A 22,547-nucleotide genomic window follows, 5' to 3' on the forward strand; every position below is an offset into this window, starting at 1 on the left:
GGCGAGGGCCATGCCTCGCGCACGAACCACAGGAGCCGGGGGTCGCACGGGGCGGGCAGCGGAACGGCGGAGCCGCGCTCCAGCCACAGCGAGCGCAGCCAGCCGGTGGCGCCCGTCCCGGTGCCGACCAGGACCCCGGAGGACGCCTGGGCCTCCTCCGCCCGGTCGTCGTCGGCGCGCAGGCGGTAGCGGGCCGTCCGGTGTCCGGGCGCTCCGAGGTAGATCTCGTTCAGCGCCAGCAGCCGCTGGGTGTCGTCGGCGACGGCCTCGACCATGGTCAGCTCCTCCGTCCGGCCTCCGCCGGCGGTCGCGGCGCGCAACAGGGCCGCAGCGTCCGCGCCCCGGTGGCGCACCAGCACGCCGGGGTTGCGTCCGGGGTCGGTGTCGATGCCTACCACGGGCTGCCCGGACAGGTACTTCGCGGCGTTGGCGACGAGCCCGTCCTGCCCGATCACCACCACGACGTCCTCCGGGGCGAACAGGAAGCGGTCCAGGTCGGCCCGTTCCACCCGGGACCTCCGCCAGGTGAGCGGCACCGCCGCCGCCACCTCCCGCAGCGTCCGCCGGGCGCGCGCGTGGCGGCGGGCGATCGCGTCGATGGAGCGACCGCGGCTCGACAGGAAGAAGGCGGCCTGGCCGTGCGTCCCGTGCCGTGCCAGGAGCTCCTCGTACTCCGTGGTCCGGTGCACCAGTACGGCCCGCGGCGCGAGGCTCACGCGCCGGACCCGGATTCCGGCCGTCCGAGCCTGGCGAGCAGCCCGGTGAGCACGTCGGGGGAGAGGGTGAGGCTTTCGATGCGCGGGAGGTGTGCGGCCAGCTGGGTCGCGGCGAGTGCGTGCAGGGTGGCCGGGGCCACCTCGGCGTGCACCCGGAGCCACGACGCCTGGGCCTCGGCCCGTGCGGCTCCGCTCTCACGGGCGGCCTCCGCCTCCGCGCGCGCCAGCTGCACGGTGCGGGCGGCCTCCGCCTTGGCCCGTACGCCGTCCGCGACGGCCTTCTCCTCGGCCTCGCGGCGGGCGTTGGTGCCGCGCTGATCGACCAACTGCTCCTCGCGCCGGGCCAGTTCGATCTGGCTCGCCAGCTCGTTCTCGGCGATGGCGCGTTCGCGCTCGACCGCCACGGCCCGCCGTTCGTAGGTGGCCCGGTCCGCCTCCTGCTGGATCTGCTCGCGGGCCGGGGTGCGCAGAGCCCGCTCGACCTCGGCCTCGGGGCGGATGGCGACGACCCGTACGGCCACGACGTCGATGCCGGTGGCGGGCAGCCGGGGTTCGGCGGCGAGTCCGGCGGCCACCCGGTCGCGTACGGCGGCGACGCCGTCGACCAGGGCGACGGAGAGCGGCGTCCGGGCCAGCACGTCCAGCGTGTGCTGCTGGGCCGTCTCCGTGAGGAGGGTGGCGATCTGCTCCAGCGGGGCGCCGCGCCAGCCGCCCGTGTCCGGGTCGACGGAGAAGTCGAGCCGGTCCGCCGCCTGGGCCGGGTCGCTGATCCGGTAGGTGACGGTGGCCTGCACGGTGACGTCCTGGAAGTCGGCCGTACGGGCGTGGAAGGCCATGGCCAGCTCCCGGTCGTCGACCGGCACTTCGGAGAGCGCCGCCGACAGAGACCGGTACCAGAAGCTGAGCCCGCGGCCGTCGTGGGCGAGCCGGCCGCGGTTGTGGTGGCGGATGTGTGCGGTGGGTGCGGAGCGCAGATGGCGCCAGCCGAGGCGCCGGGTGATGTCGGCCATGGTGCGGACCCCCTTCATTTCGTCAGTGCGACGATAAGGGGTGGGGTTTATATCGTCAAGAGGACGAGAAGAGGGTGCGGGCCAGTTGCCGGGCCGGGATCTCGCCGCCGCCGTGCACGGCGAGGTCGGCGCCGTTGACGTAACGGGAGAGGGGGCTGGAGAGCCAGAGGCAGGCGCGGGCGATGTCGTCGGGTTCGGCCTGCCGCCGCATCGGGATGACGTCCGCCGCCGCGGCGTCCTCCGCGTCGGGCCGGGCGGTGGAGGTAGGGGGGCGGACGGGGCCCGCGGTGATGTGGTTGACGCGGACCTTCGGCGCCCACTCCAGGGCCAGGGCCCGGGTGAGTCCGAGCAGGCCCGCCTTCGCCGCCGAATAGGCGGCGGTGCCCCGCTGCGGGTCGTGCGCGGAAACGCTGCCGATGTTGGTCACGCTGCCGCCGTCCGGCTGTTCCCGCATGACCAGGTTGGCCGCCTGCGCCGTGTAGAAGGGGGCGAGCAGGTTCAGTGCGACCACCTTCTCGACGAAGCGCGGCGAGGCGGTCGCCGCGTCGGCGTCGGGCGAGCCGCCCGCGTTGTTGACGAGGACGTCGAGGTGCCCGAACAGCTCGGCGGTCGCGACCACCAGCGCGCCCGCGGCAGCCGGATCACGCACGTCGGCGGCCCGGAACACCGCCTCCCTGCCGCCCGCCGACGGTGTCGACGCGGGCGCCCTCCGTCCGCAGACCATCACCTGCGCGCCCGCCGCGAGGAAGGCCCTCGCGATCGCCGCGCCGATGCCCTGGGTGCCGCCGGTGACGAGGACCGCGCGGCCGGTGAAGTCGATGGGATGGTCCCGGTCCATGGTCCGCCCTCCGCCGGTGACGAGCCCGTCAATCTACCAATCGCTTGTTAGGTAGACCAGAGTCCGTCCGGTCCGTCCGGTCCCTCCGGCACACGGCTTTACGGGCTCAGTCGTCCGCGTCGCCGTCCATCTCCTCGACGGCACGGGTGAGCCAGCCGGTCCAGAACGTCTCCAGGTCGATGCCGCCCCGGAGCACCAGATGGCGCAGCCGGTCCGCCTCGGACGTCGGCGCGGGCGTGAAATCGCGCGCTTCGATCTCCCGGTACTCAGTCAACTGCCGCTGGTGCAGGGTGAGATGGCGACGCAGCTCCGCCTCCAGGCCCTTCGCTCCGATCACCGCGGCGGCCCGCATCCGCAGCAGCAGCGGATCGCGGATCGGGCGCGGGTCCTCGGGGCGCGCCACCCAGGCGGCCAGCTCCTCGCGACCGGCGGGCAGCACCTCGTACTCCTTCCGCTGCCCCCGGGCAGGCGCGGCTGCGGGCAGTTCCCTGATCCGCCCCGCCTGCTCCAGCTTGCCCAGCTCCCGATAGATCTGCTGGTGCGTCGCCGACCAGAAGTAGCCGATGGACCGGTCGAATCTGCGAGTCAGCTCCAGCCCCGAGGACGGCTTCTCCAGCAGGGCGGTGAGGATGGCGTGCGGCAGTGACATGCAGTGCATCCTAGGAGGACTCGCAGCGCATCCTCGGAGCGCGCGGAACGGGGCGAAAGAGCGCGCGGAACTGGGCGAACGCGGCGAACCGCCGGCCGGACAGCCCTGCGGAAGCGCGGGTCGAGCGCGGCGAGCCGGCTGTCGCCGAACGTGTCCGCGCACGGACGGCCGGGCGGCTCTCCGAGGAACACGCCTCCGCCGGGTCGGCGCCCGCGCAGGCGGGCGGCCGTCCGCCGCCGGACCTCACAGCGCGGCGGCCAGTTCCGTGCCCTGGCGGATCGCCCGCTTCGCGTCCAGTTCGGCCGCCACGTCCGCGCCGCCGATCAGGTGCGCCGCGACCCCGACGGCGCGCAGTTCCTCGTACAGGTCGCGGCGCGGTTCCTGGCCGGCGCACAGCACCACCGTGTCGACCTCCAGCAGCCGCCGCTCTCCGTCGACGGTGAGGTGCAGCCCCGCGTCGTCGATCCGGTCGTAGGACGCGCCCGCGATCATCTCGACGCCGCGGTGGCGCAGTTCGGTGCGGTGGATCCATCCGGTGGTCTTCCCGAGGTCCGCCCCGACCTTGGTCGGCCTGCGCTGGATCAGATGGACGGTGCGCGGGGACGCCGGGCGTTCGGGTGCGCGCAGCCCGCCGCGCTCCGCGTAGGCGGTGTCCACGCCCCACTGGCGGAAGAACACGTCCGCGTCCCGGCTCGCCGCGCCGCCGCCGTCCGTCAGGAACTCCGCCACGTCGAAGCCGATGCCGCCCGCGCCGACGATGGCGACCCGCTCGCCGACCGGCGCCCCGCCGCGCAGCACGTCCAGATAGCCGACCACGCTGGGGTGGTCCGTTCCCGGGATCGCGGGCGTACGCGGCTCGACGCCGGTGGCGAGCACGACCTCGTCGAATCCGTCCAGCGCCCCCGCGTCCGCCCGAACACCCAGCCGCACCTCGACGCCCAGCTCCGCGAGGCGGGTGCGGAAGTAGCGCAGCGTCTCGTCGAACTCCTCCTTGCCCGGCACCCGCCGGGCCACGTTCAGCTGGCCGCCGATCGCGTCCGCGGCGTCGAACAGCGTCACCGCGTGCCCCCGCTCGGCCGCCGTGACCGAGCAGGCGAGCCCCGCGGGCCCGGCGCCGACCACGGCCACGCGCTTACGGGTCCGGGTGGGGCTCAGCACCAGCTCCGTCTCGTGGCAGGCGCGCGGGTTGACCAGGCAGGAGGTGATCCTGAGGCTGAAGATGTGGTCCAGGCACGCCTGGTTGCACCCGACGCAGGTGTTGATCGCGTCGGCCCGCCCCGCCGCCGCCTTGGCGACGAACTCGGGGTCGGCGAGGAACGGCCTGGCCATGGAGACCAGATCGGCCCGGCCGGAGGCGAGGATCTCCTCGGCGACCTCCGGGGTGTTGATGCGGTTGCTGGTCACCAGCGGTACGGAGACCGCGCCGCGCACCCTCTCGGTCACCCAGGTGAAGGCCGCGCGCGGCACGGAGGTGGCGATGGTGGGAATGCGGGCCTCGTGCCAGCCGATGCCGGTGTTGATGATGGTGGCGCCCGCCGCCTCGATCTCCCGGGCGAGGGCCACGACCTCCTCCAGCGTGGAACCGCCCGGCACCAGGTCCAGCATCGAGAGCCGGTAGACGAGGATGAAGTCGTCGCCCACGCGCTCGCGCACCCGCCGTACGATCTCGACGGGGAAGCGGATGCGGTTCTCGTACGAGCCGCCCCACGCGTCGGTGCGGTGATTGGTCGCGGAGACGATGAACTCGTTGATCAGGTAGCCCTCGGAGCCCATGATCTCGACCCCGTCGTAGCCCGCGAGCCGGGCCAGCTCGGCGGCCCGGACGAACTCCTCGACGGTCGCCTCGACCTCCTCGCCCGTCAGGGCTCGCGGGGTGAAGGCGCTGATCGGCGCCTTGAGGGCGCTCGGCGCCACCAGGCCGGGGTGGTGCGCGTACCGCCCGAAGTGCAGGATCTGCATCGCGATGCGACCGCCCGCGGCGTGCACGGCCGAGGTGATCTCCGTGTGCCGGGCCGCCTCCGCCTCGTTCGTCATCTTCGCCCCGCCGGGGAAGGAGCAGCCCTGCTCGCTCGGGGCGATGCCGCCGGTCACGATCAGCCCGACGCCGCCGCGGGCGCGCTCCGCGTAGAAGGCGGCCATCCGCTCGAAACCGCGCTCCGCCTCCTCCAGCCCCACGTGCATCGATCCCATGATCACTCGGTTGGGAAGCGTGGTGAACCCGAGGTCGAGCGGGCTCAGCAGCGTCGGGTACAGGCTCATCCGGAGTCTCCTCACCGTGTCGTCCGGTCAGTTGTAGACCACCTCGGCCGTTTGTGCAACAAGTTGCATAATGAGCCGCGTCGTATGCCCGCACCCCTGCGTCGCCCTGCGGCGCATGCCGTCCTCCGTGTGGCGGGACGAGGCCCGGGGCCGGCCCGCCGTCGTACCGGCCGCATCGCCCGTTCGGCCCACGCCGACCGGCCCGTGCGTCCCGGCGCGGCGACAGTGGAATCCGTACCGCCGCCATCCGTCCCTCCACTTCGGGAGCCTCCATGGTCTGCGTCAACCGTCGTGATCTCGGCCTGCTCGCCCTGCGCGTCGGCACCGGAACGGTGCTGTTCGCGCACGGCAGCCAGAAGCTCGCCGGGTGGTTCGGCGGGGGCGGGATCGAGGGAACCGCGGCCGGGATGGAGGCCATGGGCTTCCACCCGCCCAGGCGCAGCGCCGTCGCCGCCGGACTCGGTGAGGCCGGGGGAGGTCTGCTGCTGGCCCTGGGCCTCGCCACCCCGGTGGCGGGCGCCGCGGCGGCCGGGGTGATGGCGGGAGCGGTGTCCGTGCACGTCCCCGCGGGCTTCTTCGCCTCGGGTGGCGGTTTCGAGTTCCCCGCCTTCCTCGGCTTCACCGCCGCCGCCCTCGGCCTGACCGGCCCCGGCCGCTACTCCGTGGACCATGCGACCTGCCATGTCCTGGACCGCCCGTTGACGGTGGCCCTGGCCTTCGCCGGCAGTGCGGTGGCAGCCGCCGCGGTCGTCGGACGGCGTGCCAAGGGGCAGCGCGGCGAACCGGGGGACGAGGCGGGCTTCTGATGGCCGAGCAGCCCCAGCCGGACGGGCGGCCGGTCGGACGGTCGGACAGGGGGTCGGTCGGACGGTCGGACAGGGAGCCGGGCGGGCGGCCGGACGGCACGCCTCCGGCCGCCACCGATCGCACGCCCCCGCCCACCGCCGACGCGCCTCCGGCCGCCTCCGCCGGTCAGGCGCCCCGGACCGGGCCGGGCCAGGCCGATACGCCGTGGCAGCGGACGGACGGCCTCTCCGGCCCCGCGCCCGCGCCCGACCCGGACAGCACCTGGGTCGCCGGAGGTGTGCTGTTCGCGGGAGTGGTGATGCTGGGCCTCGGCGTCATCGTGGCCCTGGAAGGGATCGCCGCGCTGGTGGGCGGGGACGTCTACGGCGCGGTCGGCGGCTACCTGTACCGGATCAGCCTCACCGGCTGGGGCTGGATCCATCTGGTGCTCGGCGTCTGCGTGGCCGTCACCGGGGCCGGGCTCCTCAGGCGTGCGGGCTGGGCGCGGATCGCCGGCATCGTCCTCGCCTGTCTCAACCTGCTCGCCCACTTCCTCTTCCTGCCGTACGCGCCGCTGTGGTCGGTGGTCGTCATCGGGCTGGACATCTACGTGATCTGGGCCCTCTGCGCCTACCGGAGGACCATCGCGCCCTCCTGACGGCGAGGCCGGCGGGCCCGAGGCCGACCCGGCGCCGGCCCTACCTGCCCGAGGCCGCGGCCCCCGCTTCGCCGCCTGCGCCCGTGCCCCAGCCCGCATTTCCGCGACTGAGGACCCCGGGCCACCACGCCGTCGGCCCGATGTCCCTCACCAGCGCCGGGACCAGGAGCGAGCGGACCACCAGGGTGTCCAGCAGGACGCCGAAGGCGACGATGAACGCGATCTGCAGCAGGAACGCCAGCGGAATGACGCCGAGGGCGGCGAACGTGGCCGCCAGCACGACACCGGCAGAGGTGATGACACCGCCGGTGGCGGTGAGCCCGCGCAGGACGCCCTCCCTGGCGCCGTGGCGCAGCGACTCCTCCCGCACCCGGGACATCAGGAAGATGTTGTAGTCCACGCCGAGGGCGACCAGGAACACGAACCCGTAGAGCGGCACCGAGGAGTCCGTACCGCTGAACCCGAACACATGGGTGAAGACCAGCGACGAGATGCCCAGCGTGGCCAGGAAGTTCAGCGCCACCGTGGCGACCAGCAGCACCGGCGTCAGCAGCGACCGCAGCAGGAGGACCAGAATGACGAGGATGACGGCGAGGACCACCGGCACGATCAGTGTGCGGTCGGCCTCGGCCGTGCGCTGTGTGTCGTACTGCTGGGCCGTGTAGCCGCCCACCAGCGCCTCCGAGTCGGGGACGGCGTGGACGGCGTCGCGCAGCGCGGCCACCGTCCTCTTGGCCGCGTCGCTGTCCGCCGCGTCGGTGAGGGTCGCGTCGATGCGGACCCTGCCGTCGACGACGAGCGGTTCCCCGCCGCCCGGCCGCCCTGAGCCGGTCACCGCCGCCGCCGAGGCCACGCCGTCGGTGCGCTCGGCGGCGGCGGTGACCGCGTCGGCCCGGTCCGCCGCCGTGACGATCACCACGGGATTGCCGGAGCCGCCGGGAAAGTGCCTGCTCAGCGTCGCCTGCGCGGCTACGGACGGGGCGTCGTCGACGAAGATCTCGTCCAGCGGCACGCCCTTGGACGTGAGGGTCGGGGCGAACGCGGCGCAGGCGATCAGGCCCGCCAGAGTGATCGCCCAGACCTTGCGCGGCGCCCGGTCGACCAGCGCGGCGATCCGGGGCCACACGCCGTGACCGCCGGAGGCGTCCCCGGCGGCACGGGGCCGGGCGGGCCAGTACGCGGTGCGGCCGAGCAGGACGAGCACGGCGGGCAGGAAGGTGAGGGCGCTGAGCACCGCGCAGACGATCCCGATGGCGCCCACCGGTCCGAGCGCCCGGTTGTTGGTGAGGTCGCTGAGCAGCAGGGCGAGCAGCCCCAGTGCGACGGTCGCGGCGCTGGCCGTGATCGGACCGGACGACTCGCGCAGGGCGGCCCGCATCGCGGCCGTGCGGTCGCCGCGGGCCGCGAGTTCCTCCCGGAAGCGGGCGGTCAGCAGCAGGGCGTAGTCCGTCGCCGCACCGATGACGAGGATCGAGAGGATGCCCTGCACCTGCCCGTCCACGCGTACGACGCCGTGGTCGGCGAGGGCGTAGACGATCGCGCAGGCCAGCCCGAGCGCGAAGACCGCGCCGAGGATGATGACGAAGGGCAGCAGCACGCTGCGGTAGACCAGCAGCAGGATGAGCAGCACCGCGGCCAGGGCCACCCCGAGCAGCAGTCCGTCGATGCCCGCGAAGGCGTCGGACAGGTCGGCCTGGCTCGCCGCCGGGCCCGCCAGCCGTGCGGCCGTGCCCGGCACGGATGCGCCGGCCTTCCTGATCTCCCCCAGCACAGTGGGTAGTTCGTCGCCGAGATCGGGTCGCAACTGCACGACGCCTTCGAGGGCGAGACCGTCCTCGGAGAGCAGTGCCGGGGACGCCCTGCCGACCACGCCGTCGGCTCCGGTCAGCGAGGCCAACGCGCCGGTGGCGGCCTCTCGCTGTTCGGCGCGGATAGGCGTGTCGCCGTCGGCCGAGGTCCACACGACGATGGCCGGCAGGGTCTCCTCCTGCCGGAACGCCTTCTGGGCGTCGATGACTTGGGTGGACTCCGCGTTCCGGGGAAGGAAAGCGGCCTGGTCGTTCGTGGCGACCTCGCCGAGCTTGCCCGCGTAGGGGCCGAGTCCTCCGCCGATGCCCAGCCAGGCGATCAGCAGGACGACGGGGATGAGCCAGCGGACCGGTCGTGCAGGGGTGGACATGCCTCTCCCGGGGTATGGGCACTGTATCTCAATAATGAACAATCTCAATCGTTGAAATATATTACGGGTGTGGTGGGAGTGTGCGGGAGTCTCGGCATGGGGAACCGGCCGGGGTTCTTCGCTCGATTACGGACGGCTTGGCGCGGACGCCCCCGGGCAGTCGGCCTCAGCGGCGCGCCGCGCTCTCCTCGGCCATCTCCTCGTTCATCGCGGCCAGGAAGCGCAGGGCGGTCGTCAGTTCCGTCTCGCTGAAGCGCGCTCTGGCCCGGGCGGTGGCCTCGGCGAGCGGCATGAAGTAGTCGCGGGCCACGGCCCGGGCGCTCGCCTCGTAGTGGACGTGCACGACCCGGCGGTCCGCGCTCTCCCGGACCCGGCGTACGTGGCCGGCTCGTTCCAGGCGGTCCAGGCACGCTGTGACCGCGCCTGAGGTGAGGCCCAGATGCTCGCGCAGCGCACCCGGCGTCAGGGGTGACGGGGCGTCGAGGATGGCGGCCAGCGCGGACACGTCCGTGGCGTGCAGCCGCTGGTGCGCTGCGAAGCCGTGGGTCATCCGGTTGATCTCGCCGTTCATCCGCCGGAGTTCGACGGCGAACGCCCTCAGGCCGGCGGCGGACTCGTCTTCCGGGCCGCCGCCCCGGGGCTTGCGGCTCTCAGCGCTGGTCACATGGTCAGCGTATAGAACCCGCACCCGCGCCTTCGAGCCCGTTCCCACTGGCGGTGCCCGCTCCCACTGGCGGTGCCCGCTCCCACGGCCGGTGCCCGCACCGGGGCGGCGGCGCGGGCACGCGGGCGGTTCGCGGAGCGGGCGGTGATCAGGAGGACGGCGGCATGAGAACCGTGTCGACCAGCTCGACCGTCGCGTTGGCCGTCTGCACGTTGCCGCAGACGATCTTGGAGGTGCCGTTCACGGTGTACGTGCTTCCTGACCCCTTGGTGGTCAGCTTCTGGCCCTCCAGGGTCGTGAAGGAGCCGTTCAGCAGTTGCGCGGTCGTGATCTTCTTGCCCACCACGTGGTACGTCAGGACCTTGGTGAGCTGAGCCTTGTTGGCGAGGAGCGCGGTCAGGTCCGCCTTCGGGATCTTGTTGAACGCGGCGTTGGTCGGCGCGAAGACGGTGATGTTCTCCTTGTTGTTGAGCGTGTCGACGAGACCCGCCTTCTTCAGCGCGGCGACCAGTGTGGAGAGCTGCGGGTTGCCGGCCGCGGCGGTGGCGACGGGGGCCTTCGCCATGACGTCGAGGCTGCCCGAACCCGTCTTGGGGACGGAGGAGCAGGCCGGACCGAACGGTTCCGCCGGAGCCTGTGCCTGTGCCTGCGGTGCGAGGAACGCCAGCGATGCGGGGAGGGCGAGAGCGGCGGCTGCCGCAGCGGTGCGCTGCAGACGGGTGATGGTCATGGTGTCTCCTCCGGAGAGCAGGGGTGGGCCCGGATGTCTGCGGGGGATTTCCCCGGTACGGGCGGTGGGCCCGACGGCCGGTCCTGGGGCGTTGGGCCGGACCGAGTCGACCATCGGTTCCGGCGGGCTCCCGGCGCTTCTGCCTGCACGCCGCGACGTTGACGTCGCACGGCCGTGTGGGCCCTGTTGCCAGTAGCCCACAGATGCGGATCGCGGGCAACTGCTGTTCCCGCGGGGGGAATGAGGGGAGAAGTCGCCGCCGGAGAAGTTGAAAACGTACCCATGCGCTATCCACGGGTATCCCGCGTCCGCGTCCATCCGCATCCGTATCCCGTCCATCGGCGGGTGTGGGCGGGACGCCGGGTCCCGGCCCGCCGACCCCACCGCCGCCGATCGACGCAGAAACGACGCGGCAGGTGCGGGAGGGGAAACCACGGGACGGTGGACGGGCAAGGAACACGTCGTCGATGGCATCGGCTCCGCGGGCCACGTCGGCGCGGAGGCGGACCATGGCCCGATCGCGCGGGCCGAACCGGCCCGGCAGGCATCGAACCGCCGGACAGGGGCAACCGGCACAACATGAATACCCGTGCAGCAGCAGCCCAGGGACGCGGCCAGGCAAGGCGTGCCGCGAACAGCACCGCGATGGAGGCAGGAGCCCGTGCCGGGTTCGTCGCCCGCGGCGTGATCTACGTACTGGTCGGCGTACTCGCTCTGCGGATCGCGTTCTCCGGAGGCGGCCGGCAGGCCGACCGGGGCGGCGCGATCGCCGAGATCGCGGAGAAGCCTTTCGGCAAGGTCATGCTCTGGCTGCTCGGCATCGCCCTGGTGGGCATGGCGCTGTGGCGGCTCTCCGAGGCCCTCTTCGGCCAGGCCGGTCCCGACGGCGACAAGCCGACGAAGCGCGCCATGGCCGCAGGCCGCTTCGTCTTCTACAGCTTCGTCGCCTACTCGGTCCTCTCCTTCGCCGCCGGCGACTCGGGCAGCGGCGGCGGTTCCTCGGACAAGCAGTCCCAGGACATCACCGCCAAGGCGCTGGGCTGGCCGGGAGGCCAGTGGATCGTCGGAGCCGCCGGCATCGCCATAGCCGGCGCGGGCCTCTGGATAGCCGTCCGGGCGATCATGCGGAAGTACCACAAGCATCTGAAGATGTCCGAGATGCGTCGTCGTACGCGCCGGATCGTCGACTTCACCGGTGTGTTCGGCGGTACGGCGCGCGGCATCGTGTTCGCGACGGCGGGCGGGTTCGCCGTGGCGGCGGCCGTCCAGCACTCGCCCGACAGCTCGAAGGGCATGGACGACACCCTGCGCTCCTTCACCGACACCCCCGCGGGCCCGTGGCTCCTGGTGGTCATAGCCCTCGGGCTGGCCGCGTTCGGCGTCTTCTCCTGGGCCAACGCCCGCTACCGCAAGGTCTGAGCCGCCACCGACCAGCGCTCCGGAGTCCGGCACATCACACGGACGGACACGGCTCGGCCCTCCTGACCGCTTGCCGGTCAGGAGGGCCGAGCCGTGTCTCGTGCGCTGCGGCTGCGGCTGCGGAGCGGTTCAGGCTCCCGGCAGCCGCGGACCGGTCTCCCGCGTCACGGGGCGGGTGCCCGAACCGCCGCCGAGCCGGGGCGGGCCGCCTGCCGCTGCCCGGTGGCGGGCCCGCTCCTCACGGTCGGCCTGGTCCGGATGGCGACTGCGCCAGTACGGGTTGTCGTGCGGCAGACCGCCGCTGACCCTCCCGTACATCCCGAACGTCAGGATCAGCAGCCCCATCACGAAGCTGAAGATCACGTTGGACATACCGAAGTCCAGGAAGTTCGCGCCGCTGTCCAGAATGAAGATGTGGACGAACCCGCTGAGCAGGAAGAGGACTCCGACCACCATGTTCACCACCGACGCGACGTTGCCTCCGGCCAGCGCCCCGCCGATGAGGACGACACCCACGACGATGGAGATCAGGCTCAGGATGCCGTTGGTCGACAGGCCCGCCACCCGGGCGCCGCTCGTGTCGAAGATGCTCAGCTGGTTCGCGAAGCCGAGGCTCCCGAAGACCAGCAGGATGGCTCCGCAGAGCCCTCCGCCGATCCGGTACACGGTCGCGAGCCGGTGATCCACGGGGAGTTCGTCACTGAGTTTCATTGCCGTCTCCTGTCGGTTCCTGAGACCTGATGGGTTCGCCGGTTCCCGGTCGTTCCTCCCCGCCGGCCGCTCCGGCCCGCCCCTGCGGCCCTTCTTCCAGTCTTACTCCGCAGCGGCCGGGCCGTCCGCCACGGAGCGCCGCATGCGCAGGAGCGCGCGGCGGGCGTGACTCTTCACTGTGCCGAGCGGCAGCCCGGTCCGCTCGGCGATCTGGACGTGGGTGAGGTCGTCGAAGTACGCCAGGCACAGGATGTGCCGCTGGATCACGGACAGTTTCCGCAGCTCCTGCACCACCAGAACGCGGTCGAGCGTCGCCTCGGCCCGGTCCTCCGCGTCCCCCGCGGCCACCGGCCCCCGCGCAGCCGCCGCGACGGCCAGCTCGGCACGCCGGGTGCGTGCCGCGTGGGCGTCGGCGATCTTGCGCCGGGCGATCCCCACGAGCCAGCCGGGAAGCGGCCCGCGTACCGCCCGGTAGCCCTTCCTGCCGTGCCACGCGGCCAGGAACGTCTGCTGCGCCACGTCCTCGGCCTCCCGCGTGTCTCCCAGCGAGTGGGCCGCGAGCGCGTGGACCAGCGCGCCCCAGCGGCGGTAGACCAGGGCGAACGTCTCCTCGTCGCCCCGTACGAAGTCCGCGGCAAGCCGTTCGGCCTCCGCCCGGTCCTCACCGGGCGAGGGAACCGCGGCCGGGCCGATCCGGCCGGCCGTAGCCGTCATCGCTCTCCGTCCTCCGCGCCGCCGGTCCGCCGCCCGGACCGGCGCGGGGCAGCCCCGTCCGCCCCGCGTTCCCCAGGCAATCGCCTGGCCTCCGCCGAGGCAACACGCATCGTTTCTGCGTCGTATGGTGCTTCCATGGACGACGCAGTCACCACGCGGACGAGGGTGGCGGCCGACGGGGGCCTGACCACGGGGGCGGTGGCCCGTCTCCTCGGGGTAGCGCCGACGACGCTGCGTTCGTGGGACCGCCGCTACGGGATCGGCCCGGCCTCCCGCGAGGGTGGCCGGCACCGTCGGTGGACGTCGGCGGACATTGGGCTGTTGGAGTGCATGTGCGGCCTGACGAGTGCGGGGATGCCCCCGGCGGAGGCCGCCCGCGCGGCCCTGGCCGCAGCCGCCTCGCGCACGGCCGAACCCGTACGCGCGGAACCGCCGCCGACGCCCGCCGGTTCCACCCGGCATCCCCGCGTCCCCGGCGCGCTGCTCGTCGGCCGGGCGCGCCAGGAGCGCCGAGGACTGGCCAGGGCCGCCGTCCGGCTCGACGCCCAGGCCATGGACGAGCTGCTGGCCGCCGTGATCGACCGGTACGGGCTGCTGGCCGCCTGGAACGAGATCATCATGCCGACGCTGCACGCCGTGGGACGGAAGTGGGAGAGGACGGGGGAGCGGTACGTCGAGGTCGAGCACCTGCTGTCCTGGCACGTCTCCAGCGCGCTGCGCCGCCTCGCCACCGGCCGGCCCGCCGCGCCCGGCCGGGGGGTCTCCCTGCTCGCCTGCACACCCGGTGAGAGCCATACGCTGGCACTGGAGGCGCTGGCCGCCGGGCTGGCCCAACAGGGCCTGCCCGTGAGGATGTTCGGCGCCGCCCTGCCCGTCGAGGCGGTCGTGGAGGCGGTGCGCCGCATCGGCCCCACCGCGGTCGTGCTCTGGTCGCAGTCCCGCACCACGGCCAACCGTGCACTGGTGGCCCGGGTGGAGTCCATCGAGTGGGGCGTGCGCGGAGCCCGCAGCCGCCCCGTGGTGCTCGTCGCCGGCCCCGGGTGGTCCGGACCGCTGCCGTCCGGCGCGCGTCACCCGGCGGGGCTGGCCGAAGCGCTGGATGTGCTCGCCACCGTCAGCGGACGCTGAGACGCGGCGGAACCGGCACCTCCACCCCGCCGCGCCGCTCCTGTGCCACGCGCCCGCAGGCGCCGGGTTGCGTCGGCCCGGGTCGTGCGTGGTCCGTCCCGTCGCCTTGCCGTCCCGTCGCCTTGCCGTCCCGGCGTCTGCCGGGGAGTCTGGGCAGGTGCCAGGACAAGGGAAGAGAAGGCGGCGGCAGGACGCCGAGAGTCAGCGGCTCGCCGCTCGCACCGCGCCGGGCGCGGGACGGTGGGAAGTGGTCGTCGAGACTCAGGACCAGGTGGAGATGCGTACCCGGCTACGCCGCCTCCGGGCGGCAGGAGTCGATGGTTCGATGATCCGGATCGACACGCTGTGCGGGCGCCTGGCGCTGCCGACCACCTACCGGCTGAGCCGGTTCGTGACGAACTCCCGGTGGGAGTCCGACGGCGGGCACTCCGATCATTGATCTCGTGACAGGTCGCGAGCCGTGGTGGACGGCCTCGCACGACGCCGGAGCGGACGGGGACGCGGTAGGCGTCCGCCGGGTCCCGGTCCCGCTGTTCGACGGTGAGCGGCAGGTGGCGAAGTCCGCGTTCGGCCCTTCGCTCGTCGGCCTGATCATCAGTCCGGGCCGAACATCGCGGGCGTCCGCAGAGGCGGAAGACCTCGCCGCGGGCGCGCATGGCGGGGGAGCCGGCCGCGTACGGCAGCGGAGTGGGCGGCGAGGATGTCGCCGCCCACTCCGCTGCCTGCCTGCGGTCGCCCCGGAGGGCCTCAGTCGACCGTCACCCAGTCCAGGGTGCGCTCGACCGCCCTCTTCCAGTCGGCGTAACCCTGTGCCCGCCGGTCCTCGCTCCACTGCGGCTCCCAGCGCTTCGACTCCTGCCAGTGCGCCCGCAGTTCGCCCTGGTCACGCCAGAACCCGGTGGCGAGCCCCGCCGCGCACGCCGCGCCGAGCGCGGTGGTCTCGGCGACCACCGGCCTGCTGACGGGCACGCCGAGGACGTCCGCCTGGATCTGCATGCACAGGTCGTTGGCGGTGACGCCGCCGTCCACCTTCAGGACGTCGAGGTGGACGCCCGAGTCCTGCTCCATCGCCTCCACCACGTCGCGGCTCTGGTAGCAGATGGCCTCCAGAGTGGCGCGCGCCAGGTGGCCGTTGGTGTTGAACCGGGCCAGCCCGACGATGGCGCCGCGGGCGTCGGAGCGCCAGTACGGGGCGAAGAGGCCGGAGAAGGCCGGCACGAAGTACATGCCGCCGTTGTCCTCCACCGTGCGGGCGAGCCGTTCGCTCTCCGCCGCGTCGCCGATGATCTTCATCTGGTCGCGCAGCCACTGCACGGCCGAACCCGTCACGGCGATCGAGCCTTCGAGCGCGTAGACGACCGGCTCGTCCCCGAACTGGTACGCCACCGTCGTCAGCAGACCGTGCTGCGAACGGATGAGCTGCGTACCGGTGTTGAGCACCAGGAAGTTGCCGGTGCCGTACGTGTTCTTCGCCTCGCCCGGCTCGTAGCAGACCTGCCCGACGGTGGCCGCCTGCTGGTCGCCCAGCACGCCGGTGATCGGGACGGCGGCGCGCAGCGGTCGGGACGTGCGGGTGGTGCCGTACGCCTCCCGGTGCGAGGACGGCCGGATCGTCGGCAGCATGGCGCGCGGGATGCCGAAGATCTCCAGCAGCTCGTCGTCCCAGTCGAGCGTCTCCAGGTTCATCAGCATGGTGCGGCTGGCGTTGGTCACGTCCGTCGCGTGGACGCCGCCGTCCGGACCGCCGGTGAGGTTCCACAGGACCCAGCAGTCGGTGTTCCCGAAGACCGCGTTGCCCTGCTCGGCGGCCTCGCGCACCCCCTCGACGTTGTCGAGGATCCACTTGATCTTCCCCCCGGAGAAGTACGTCGCCGGGGGCAGGCCCGCCTTGCGCCGGATGACCTCGCCGTGCCCGTCCCGTTCGAGGGCCTTGGCGATCGAGTCCGTCCGGGTGTCCTGCCAGACGATGGCGTTGTAGTACGGACGGCCCGTGCGCGGATCCCAGACGACCGTGGTCTCACGCTGGTTGGTGATCCCGATCGAGTCGAGGTCCGCGCCGGTCAGACCGCCGACGCGCAGAGCGTTCTGCATGACCGAGTTGGTGCGCTCCCAGATCTCGACCGGGTCGTGCTCCACCCAGCCGGAACGGGGCAGGATCTGCGTGTGTTCGAGTTGGTGCTTCGCCACTTCGTTGCCCGCGTGGTCGAAGATCATGAAACGTGTGCTGGTGGTGCCTTGGTCCACCGCGCCGACGAAATCAGCCATGGGCCACGCCGCCTCTCCTGAGCCCGCGCGCGGCGCGGGCGCCTGGTGTCACTGCTGCTGCGATGCGGGGATCCGGCCCGGCGGTTCCGGTGCCGCGTTCGGCAGGAACCGGCTGATGAGCGTCTTGTAGACCAACGCCCCGACCGGACCGCCGACGAGGGGACCAACGATCGGCACCCAGAAGTAGAGATTCCCGTACTGATCACGCCAGGCGGACCCGTACCCGGTGATGAAGCTGGCGAGGCGCGGGCCCAGGTCGCGGGCCGGGTTGATCGCGTATCCCGCGTTGGTCCCCCACGCCATGCCGATCGCCACCACGATGAGGCCGACGATGAGCGGGCCGAGGTTGACGCCCGGGGGCGTGTTGAGCATGTCGGTCACCGCGAAGATGAGCAGAACGAGGATGGCGGTACCGATGATCTGGTCCCGCAGCGCGCCCCATTCGTGCACCGGCAGCGCGGGGTTGCCGTTGGCGGGCAGCGTCGAGAACACGATCTGCGTCTTGAACGTGTGACCCGGGTCCGCCTTCGCCAGGGCCTCGCTGTAGTTCCACCGCACGAGCAGCGCGGCGACGAACGCGCCGGCGAGCTGGGCGAGGGCGTACGGGGCGACCTTATTCCACGGGAAGCCTTTGAACGCCGCGAGCGAGAGCGTGACGGCGGGATTCAGGTGCGCCCCGCTCAGCCTGGCCGCGACGTACACGCCGAGCGTGACGCCGAGGCCCCAGGCCCAGGCGATGCTGTCGTGGTCACCGAGCCCGCCCGGGGGGTTGGTCAGAGCACCACCCGCGACGACTTGGGCCACGACACCGCAGCCGAACAGAATGAGGATCATGGTGCCGAGGAACTCCGCTGAGAGTTCCCCGGCGAGTCCTGACTTCTTGAACCGACCCATTGGGATCTCACTTCCCACGGAAGGACGGGCAACGGTTGCCCGATCCTGCGTCGACCCTAGGCGCAGGTCGTGACGACCGCATGTCGTACCGTCACCGCCGGTCACGACGGCGGCGATGGGCCACAGAGGCCCCGGCGGGGCGGGCGCGTCTCCCGGCCTTCACCGACATGACCCGTTCGGCTCAATCGCGATACTGCGATCCGCTCCGGACCACCGCGGTTGCGTCGGCGGCGTCGGCGGCGTCGGCGGTGTAGACCGGGGAGCGGCATCGGATCGTCGTCGGGGGGCGCTCGGGGCGAGACAATTCACGCCGGCCGGCACCGCCTTTCCGCAGCGGATTTCCTGGGCGGCGATCGCCCTGCCTGTCGTGGTCTTCCCGATGAGAGGATGTGCCCTGCGGGTGTCACAGGGGCACCCTTGATGCCTGGAGGGCGACGAGATACATGGCCGCAACCGAAGTAGCGCAGGCTTTGATCCTGGCGGGTGGCCAGGCCACCCGCATGCGTCCTTACACGGATGACGCTCCCAAAGCCATGGTCCCGGTTGCGGGAGCGCCGATCATCGGCCATCAGCTCGCCTGGCTCGCCGACCACGGCGTGAAATCCGTGACGATCAGTGCCGGTTATCGCCACGAAATGATCTCGGAATACCTGGGCGAAGGTTCGCGGTTCGGAATGGAGATCCGGTACGCCATCGAGAGCGAACCGCTCGGGCGGGGCGGCGGCCTGAAGTTCGCCGCGCGACGGCTCGCCGACCGCGAAGCCCCCTTCTTCGTCCTGAACGGTGACGTGGTGACCGACTTCTCCCTCAAGGAACTGGCGGCCTGCCACGAGCGGGAGGACGCGGCCGTGACGGTCGCGCTGTCGCCCTACCGCTCCAACTGGGGCGTGGCGGATCTGGACGACGACAATCGAATCCGGGGCTTCACGCAGTCGCCGGAGCTGCCCTACTGGATCAACGCCGGTATTTACGTGTTCTGCCCGGACGTCGTGTCCCTGCTGCCGGACAAGGGCGACCATGAGGACAGCACCTTTCCCCAGCTCGCCCGGGAAGGCCGGCTCGTCGGTTACCGGCTGTCCGGATACTGGCGGGGAATCGACACCGTGAAGGACGTCATGGAAGCGTCGAAGGAAATCCGTGCCGCCGGCAAAGTGCTCCCCCGGGAATTCCACACCACCGATGCCCACGCCTGAGATTTCATCGCCCGCCGGCCGTTGAGGAGACGACGGCCTCCGCTCCCGCGCGGACGCGCGCCGCGCCTCCGCGCGGCCGAGCGACGGCAGACGCAGGGCTCCTCGCCGCACCATCGGAACGCCCGCACACGACCTGTGTGCGGGCGTTTCCGTGTTCGCGACGCATGCGCGACGGCGGTGGCGGCACCGCACCACGGTCGGCGACGGCACCCCGTTCGACGTCAACCGCTCGGCCGTCGACCTCACCCCGGTCGACCACCCCAAGCCCGGAACCTCCTACCCGGTGACCGTCAAGGCCGTCGGCCCCGCGGCGTCTCCGCTTACGGTTGCCCTGGCGCGGGGAAGACGCCCGCCGGCGGGCGTACCGAGACGAGGAGGCGCATGCCGATGGAGAGCCGGCGGCCGGGACCGGCGAACGGGCCGATCGACCCCGACGTCGATCTGTCCGAGCCCGCACAGCGGAGTGAGCGGGCGAACGTGCTCTGGCCGGTGGTGGCCGTCGTGGCCCTGGGGGGCGCGACGGGCACCGCTGCCCGCTACGGGGCGACACTCCTCTGGCCCACCGCGGCCGGCCGGTTTCCCTGGACGGTCCTCCTCGTGAACGCCGTCGGGTGCGCGATGATCGGGGTGTTCATGGTGGTGCTCAGCGACAGGTGGGCGGCGCACCGGCTGGTACGGCCGTTCTTCGGCACCGGCGTGCTGGGCGGGTTCACCACCTTCTCGACCTATACGGGTGACATCCGTGCGCTGCTGAACAGCGGCCGGGCCGGCACCGCTCTGGCCTATCTGGCACTCACGGCGCTCACGTCCCTCGCCGCGGTGTGGGCCGCGGTATGGGCGACCCGCCGCGTACGGGCAGGGAGGCGGACATGACGCGAGCGACCGGCGCGGCACCGCGTCCGGCGATCTCCCTGCCGCGCCCGGACGTACCCGCCCGCGAAGGGCCGGTGGTCCTCGACGACCGCGCGGCCGTCCGCCGCACCGGCCGGGGGGAGACCCGGTGAACTGGATCCTGGTCATCGTCGGCGGAGCCGTCGGCGCGCCCCTGCGGTATCTCGCCGACCGGGCCGTGCAGCGCCGGCACGACAGCGTCTTCCCCTGGGGGACCTTCACCGTCAACGTGACGGGCTGCCTGATCCTGGGTCTGCTGACCGGTGCGGTCTCGGCCGGTGCGGCCTCCTCCTCGGTGCAGTTGTTCGTCGGCACCGGACTGTGCGGCGCACTGACGACCTACTCCACCTTCAGTTACGAGACGCTGCGCCTCACCGAGGACGGCGCGACGTTCTACGCCGCCGCCAATGTCGTGGGGAGCGTGGCGGCGGGGCTGGGCGCGGTGTTCGGCGGTGCCGCGCTCGCCCAGGCCCTGTGGGCGTGACGGCCGTCTCCGCGTTCACCCGGGCCCTTCCCGCCCGGCGGCGGCTCGGCCGCGGGAGGCCTCGATCTCCGCGTACGCCTCTTCGCGGCCCGTCCAGTGGGAGCCCTCCACCGATTTGCCGGGCTCCAGGTCCTTGTAGACCTCGAAGAAGTGGGTGATCTCCATCAGGTCGAAGTCCGGCACGTCGGTGATCTCCCGCATCTCGGCGTTGCGGGGGTCGCCGGCCGGCACGCACAGCACCTTCTCGTCCGGCCCCGCCTCGTCGCGCATCACGTACATGCCGATGGCCCGGCAGCGGATCACACAGCCGGAGAACGTCCTCTCCCCGACGAGGACCAGCGCGTCCAGAGGATCGCCGTCACGGCCCAGAGTGCCGTCGATGTACCCGTAGTCGGCCGGGTAGCGGGTGGCGGTGAACAGCGTCCGGTCCAGCCGGATCCGTCCGACCGCGTGGTCCATCTCGTACTTGTTCCGCGACCCCTGCGGGATCTCCACGGTCACGTCGAACTCCACGACGCCTCCCTTCGCCCCGGCGGGCCGACCTGGGATTCCGCGCGGTCGGCTCCTACGTCCAGTGTGACCGGGGAGGGTCATACCGCGAGTCCGGAGAAACCCGGGGCACAGGGACGCCTCACCACGTCGGCGTCCGCTCGCACGTCGGGCCCCCCGGCGTCACACTCGAACCAGGCGATCGTCTCGGGTGGGGCGGCCACCGGCAGTCCGCCCCGGAAGCGCGCGGCGAAGGCGTCGGAGCCGGAAGCGATGAGCGCCGCTCGCTTCTCCTCACAGGAGGTTCTGATGACGGGAATCGGTGAAGGAGCCGGGGGCCCGGCCGCCTTCTCCTCGGTCGAGGTGCGACGCCTTCAGCGGCAGGTCGCCGGCGCGATCCTCCTTCCCGGCGACGATGGATACGAAGCCGAGAAGAACGGGTTCGAGCGGAGCTTGGAGCATCGTCCGGCGGTCGTCGTGGCGGCCCGCGGTCCCGACGACGTAGTGGCCGCGGTGAGGTGGGCGGGGGAACAGGGACTCGGCGTGGCTGTGCAGGCCACCGGGCACGGGACGTGCGTGGCCGCCGACCGGGACAGCGTTCTCGTGACCACCACGCACATGTCGGACGTGCGCGTCGACGCGGGAGCCCGGGTGGCCCACGTCGGGGCGGGCGCCCGATGGGCCGACGTCATCGAACCCGCCGCCGACCACGGTCTCGTCCCGCTCAGTGGAGCCGCACCCGGCGTGGGCGCTGTCTCCTACCTTCTCGGCGGGGGCCTCGGCCTGCTGTCACGGCGTTTCGGAAGCCCGGCCGACCATGTCCGCTCCCTCCGGGTCGTCACCGCCGACGGCCGTACGACGGAGGCTTCGCCCCGGAGCCGCCCCGACCTGTTCTGGGGCCTGCGCGGCAGCCGGGGAAACCTCGGCATCGTCGTCTCCGCGAGCATCGACCTGTTTCCCGTCGACGAGTTCTTCGGGGGCGGACTGTTCTTCGACGGGGCGCACACGCGGGCCGTACTGGCGTCCTATGCCGAGTGGGTCCGAACGGCGCCGGATTCCCTGTGCACCTCACTGTGCCTGCTTCGCTTTCCGCCCATTCCGGAGATCCCGGATTTCCTCCGCGGTCGATTCGTCGTCCACGTTCGCGTCGCGTACACCGGCCCCGCCTCCGCCGCGCGGCCCTTGCTCCAGCCGCTGCGGGAGGCGGCTCCGCTGCTCCAGGACACCACGGCGCCCATGTCCTACCGGCTTTCCGGCAGCATTCACAACGACCCCACGACGCCCATGGCCACGGTGAGCCGGACGATGATGCTCCGCAACGTGGACCAGGCTGCTCTCCAGGTGATCGAGGAGTTGGCCGGCCCTGCGGCCGAAGCTCCCTTCATGCTGGAACTGCGCCATATGCAAGGGGCGTTGGCGCACGAGGCGACGTCGTCCGGGGCGGTCGGCCACTACTCGGAAGCGGAGTACAACCTGTTTCTGCTGGCCCCCGCGGAGCCGCACGGCGACCTTGGACTCACGGAACGCCTCGAAGACCGGGTGACCAGCTCCCTCGGACCGTGGGCCGCACCGGGCAAGGTGTCGAATTTCCTGATCGGCCCCCAGAGCGAAGCCGATATCCGTTCGGCATATTCCGAGCCGACGTACGAAAAGCTCCGGAAGCTGAAGAGGGAATTCGACCCGGCGAACATGTTCCGCTACAACCTCAACATCCCACCCGCGCCTGACCCGTAGAGGTGGAGGCTCGCCCGGGACGGCGAGGGGCTGTCGCCCGACAGCCGGACCAGGAGTGCCCGGTGGGACGCTGTCCCGTAATCCCCGGCGGCCGGCGCGGTCCCGCCCGGCCGAGTCGCCGACCTCTCCGGACAGC

22 protein-coding genes are annotated in these 22,547 nt (G+C 72.3%); 9 read left to right on the forward strand and 13 right to left on the reverse strand.

Going from position 1 to position 22,547, the window contains the following annotated elements; all coding sequences use genetic code 11:
- From EES43_RS27270 to EES43_RS27290, 5 genes are all read right to left on the reverse strand, one after another.
- On the reverse strand, nucleotides 1–716 hold a 716-nt coding region (locus tag EES43_RS27270), incomplete at its 3' end, for an NAD(+)/NADH kinase (protein WP_124272175.1).
- Complete coding sequence (locus EES43_RS27275) at nucleotides 713–1,726, reverse strand: SPFH domain-containing protein (RefSeq protein ID WP_124271213.1); 1,014 nt, start codon at nucleotides 1,724–1,726, stop codon at nucleotides 713–715. The genes EES43_RS27275 and EES43_RS27270, both read right to left, overlap by 4 nt.
- A gap of 55 nt (nucleotides 1,727–1,781) precedes the next feature.
- The gene (locus EES43_RS27280; protein WP_124271214.1) at nucleotides 1,782–2,564 is read right to left on the reverse strand and encodes an SDR family oxidoreductase; all 783 of its coding nucleotides are present in this window, start codon (nucleotides 2,562–2,564) and stop codon (nucleotides 1,782–1,784) included.
- 106 nt (nucleotides 2,565–2,670) lie between these two features.
- The gene (locus EES43_RS27285) at nucleotides 2,671–3,213 is read right to left on the reverse strand and encodes a PadR family transcriptional regulator (RefSeq protein ID WP_124271215.1); all 543 of its coding nucleotides are present in this window, start codon (nucleotides 3,211–3,213) and stop codon (nucleotides 2,671–2,673) included.
- Nucleotides 3,214–3,456: 243 nt separating this feature from the next.
- Nucleotides 3,457–5,472 carry an NADPH-dependent 2,4-dienoyl-CoA reductase gene (locus tag EES43_RS27290; RefSeq protein ID WP_124271216.1) on the reverse strand — a complete coding sequence of 672 codons (2,016 nt, stop codon included), beginning with the start codon at nucleotides 5,470–5,472 and terminating at the stop codon, nucleotides 3,457–3,459.
- A gap of 272 nt (nucleotides 5,473–5,744) precedes the next feature.
- Between EES43_RS27290 and EES43_RS27295 the strand changes: the two genes are divergently transcribed.
- Both EES43_RS27295 and EES43_RS27300 read left to right on the forward strand, forming a co-directional pair.
- Complete coding sequence (locus tag EES43_RS27295) at nucleotides 5,745–6,278, forward strand: DoxX family protein (RefSeq protein ID WP_124271217.1); 534 nt, start codon at nucleotides 5,745–5,747, stop codon at nucleotides 6,276–6,278.
- Entirely contained in the window at nucleotides 6,278–6,916 is a 639-nt protein-coding gene (locus EES43_RS27300) for a DUF7144 family membrane protein (RefSeq protein WP_241192546.1), read from the forward strand. Before EES43_RS27295 ends, EES43_RS27300 begins: the two co-directional genes overlap by 1 nt.
- A 40-nt stretch (nucleotides 6,917–6,956) precedes the next feature.
- Here the strand turns inward: EES43_RS27300 and EES43_RS27305 are convergent, their stop codons facing one another.
- The 3 genes from EES43_RS27305 to EES43_RS27315 form a co-directional block, all read right to left on the reverse strand.
- A complete protein-coding gene (locus tag EES43_RS27305) occupies nucleotides 6,957–9,095 on the reverse strand; it encodes an MMPL family transporter (RefSeq protein ID WP_124271218.1) in 2,139 nt (712 codons plus the stop codon).
- Between the two features lie 166 nt (nucleotides 9,096–9,261).
- On the reverse strand, nucleotides 9,262–9,759 hold the full coding sequence (locus EES43_RS27310; protein WP_124271219.1) for a MarR family winged helix-turn-helix transcriptional regulator: 498 nt from the start codon (nucleotides 9,757–9,759) through the stop codon (nucleotides 9,262–9,264).
- Nucleotides 9,760–9,907: 148 nt separating this feature from the next.
- The gene (locus EES43_RS27315) at nucleotides 9,908–10,489 is read right to left on the reverse strand and encodes a fasciclin domain-containing protein (RefSeq protein WP_124271220.1); all 582 of its coding nucleotides are present in this window, start codon (nucleotides 10,487–10,489) and stop codon (nucleotides 9,908–9,910) included.
- 579 nt (nucleotides 10,490–11,068) lie between these two features.
- Here EES43_RS27315 and EES43_RS27320 point away from each other — a divergent pair.
- Complete coding sequence (locus EES43_RS27320; protein ID WP_124271221.1) at nucleotides 11,069–11,908, forward strand: DUF1206 domain-containing protein; 840 nt, start codon at nucleotides 11,069–11,071, stop codon at nucleotides 11,906–11,908.
- A 129-nt stretch (nucleotides 11,909–12,037) separates the two neighbouring features.
- On the opposite strand, the gene EES43_RS27325 is transcribed toward EES43_RS27320, so the two are convergent.
- Together EES43_RS27325 and EES43_RS27330 are read right to left on the reverse strand one after the other, a co-directional pair.
- Complete coding sequence (locus tag EES43_RS27325; RefSeq protein WP_124271222.1) at nucleotides 12,038–12,619, reverse strand: DUF4383 domain-containing protein; 582 nt, start codon at nucleotides 12,617–12,619, stop codon at nucleotides 12,038–12,040.
- 102 nt (nucleotides 12,620–12,721) lie between these two features.
- Nucleotides 12,722–13,333 carry an RNA polymerase sigma factor gene (locus EES43_RS27330; RefSeq protein WP_124271223.1) on the reverse strand — a complete coding sequence of 204 codons (612 nt, stop codon included), beginning with the start codon at nucleotides 13,331–13,333 and terminating at the stop codon, nucleotides 12,722–12,724.
- A gap of 135 nt (nucleotides 13,334–13,468) precedes the next feature.
- Between EES43_RS27330 and EES43_RS27335 the strand changes: the two genes are divergently transcribed.
- On the forward strand, nucleotides 13,469–14,461 hold the full coding sequence (locus EES43_RS27335; protein ID WP_124271224.1) for a MerR family transcriptional regulator: 993 nt from the start codon (nucleotides 13,469–13,471) through the stop codon (nucleotides 14,459–14,461).
- Between the two features lie 747 nt (nucleotides 14,462–15,208).
- On the opposite strand, the gene glpK is transcribed toward EES43_RS27335, so the two are convergent.
- Together glpK and EES43_RS27350 are read right to left on the reverse strand one after the other, a co-directional pair.
- A complete protein-coding gene (gene glpK, locus EES43_RS27345; protein WP_124271226.1) occupies nucleotides 15,209–16,726 on the reverse strand; it encodes a glycerol kinase GlpK in 1,518 nt (505 codons plus the stop codon).
- A gap of 48 nt (nucleotides 16,727–16,774) precedes the next feature.
- The gene (locus EES43_RS27350; protein WP_124271227.1) at nucleotides 16,775–17,620 is read right to left on the reverse strand and encodes an MIP/aquaporin family protein; all 846 of its coding nucleotides are present in this window, start codon (nucleotides 17,618–17,620) and stop codon (nucleotides 16,775–16,777) included.
- A 443-nt stretch (nucleotides 17,621–18,063) separates the two neighbouring features.
- Here EES43_RS27350 and EES43_RS27355 point away from each other — a divergent pair, with 443 nt between their 5' ends.
- The 4 genes from EES43_RS27355 to crcB all read left to right on the forward strand — a co-directional run bounded on the left by EES43_RS27355 (nucleotide 18,064) and on the right by crcB (nucleotide 20,188).
- Entirely contained in the window at nucleotides 18,064–18,813 is a 750-nt protein-coding gene (locus EES43_RS27355) for a nucleotidyltransferase family protein (protein WP_124271228.1), read from the forward strand.
- A gap of 387 nt (nucleotides 18,814–19,200) precedes the next feature.
- A complete protein-coding gene (locus EES43_RS27360) occupies nucleotides 19,201–19,686 on the forward strand; it encodes a fluoride efflux transporter FluC (protein ID WP_124272177.1) in 486 nt (161 codons plus the stop codon).
- Complete coding sequence (locus EES43_RS31785) at nucleotides 19,683–19,817, forward strand: hypothetical protein (protein WP_277426080.1); 135 nt, start codon at nucleotides 19,683–19,685, stop codon at nucleotides 19,815–19,817. The genes EES43_RS27360 and EES43_RS31785 overlap by 4 nt, the downstream gene beginning before the upstream one ends.
- The gene (crcB, locus tag EES43_RS27365; protein WP_124271229.1) at nucleotides 19,814–20,188 is read left to right on the forward strand and encodes a fluoride efflux transporter CrcB; all 375 of its coding nucleotides are present in this window, start codon (nucleotides 19,814–19,816) and stop codon (nucleotides 20,186–20,188) included. The genes EES43_RS31785 and crcB overlap by 4 nt, the downstream gene beginning before the upstream one ends.
- 15 nt (nucleotides 20,189–20,203) lie before the next feature.
- Here the strand turns inward: crcB and EES43_RS27370 are convergent, their stop codons facing one another.
- A complete protein-coding gene (locus EES43_RS27370) occupies nucleotides 20,204–20,701 on the reverse strand; it encodes an inorganic diphosphatase (RefSeq protein ID WP_124271230.1) in 498 nt (165 codons plus the stop codon).
- Nucleotides 20,702–20,986: 285 nt separating this feature from the next.
- On the opposite strand from EES43_RS27370, the gene EES43_RS27375 reads away from it, so the two are divergent.
- Nucleotides 20,987–22,411 (forward strand): FAD-binding oxidoreductase, encoded by a 1,425-nt coding sequence (locus EES43_RS27375; RefSeq protein WP_164493291.1) that lies wholly within the window; start codon nucleotides 20,987–20,989, stop codon nucleotides 22,409–22,411.
- Nucleotides 22,412–22,547 lie beyond the last annotated feature (136 nt).

Source organism: Streptomyces sp. ADI96-02 (assembly GCF_003846185.1).
Lineage (GTDB): Bacteria > Actinomycetota > Actinomycetes > Streptomycetales > Streptomycetaceae > Streptomyces.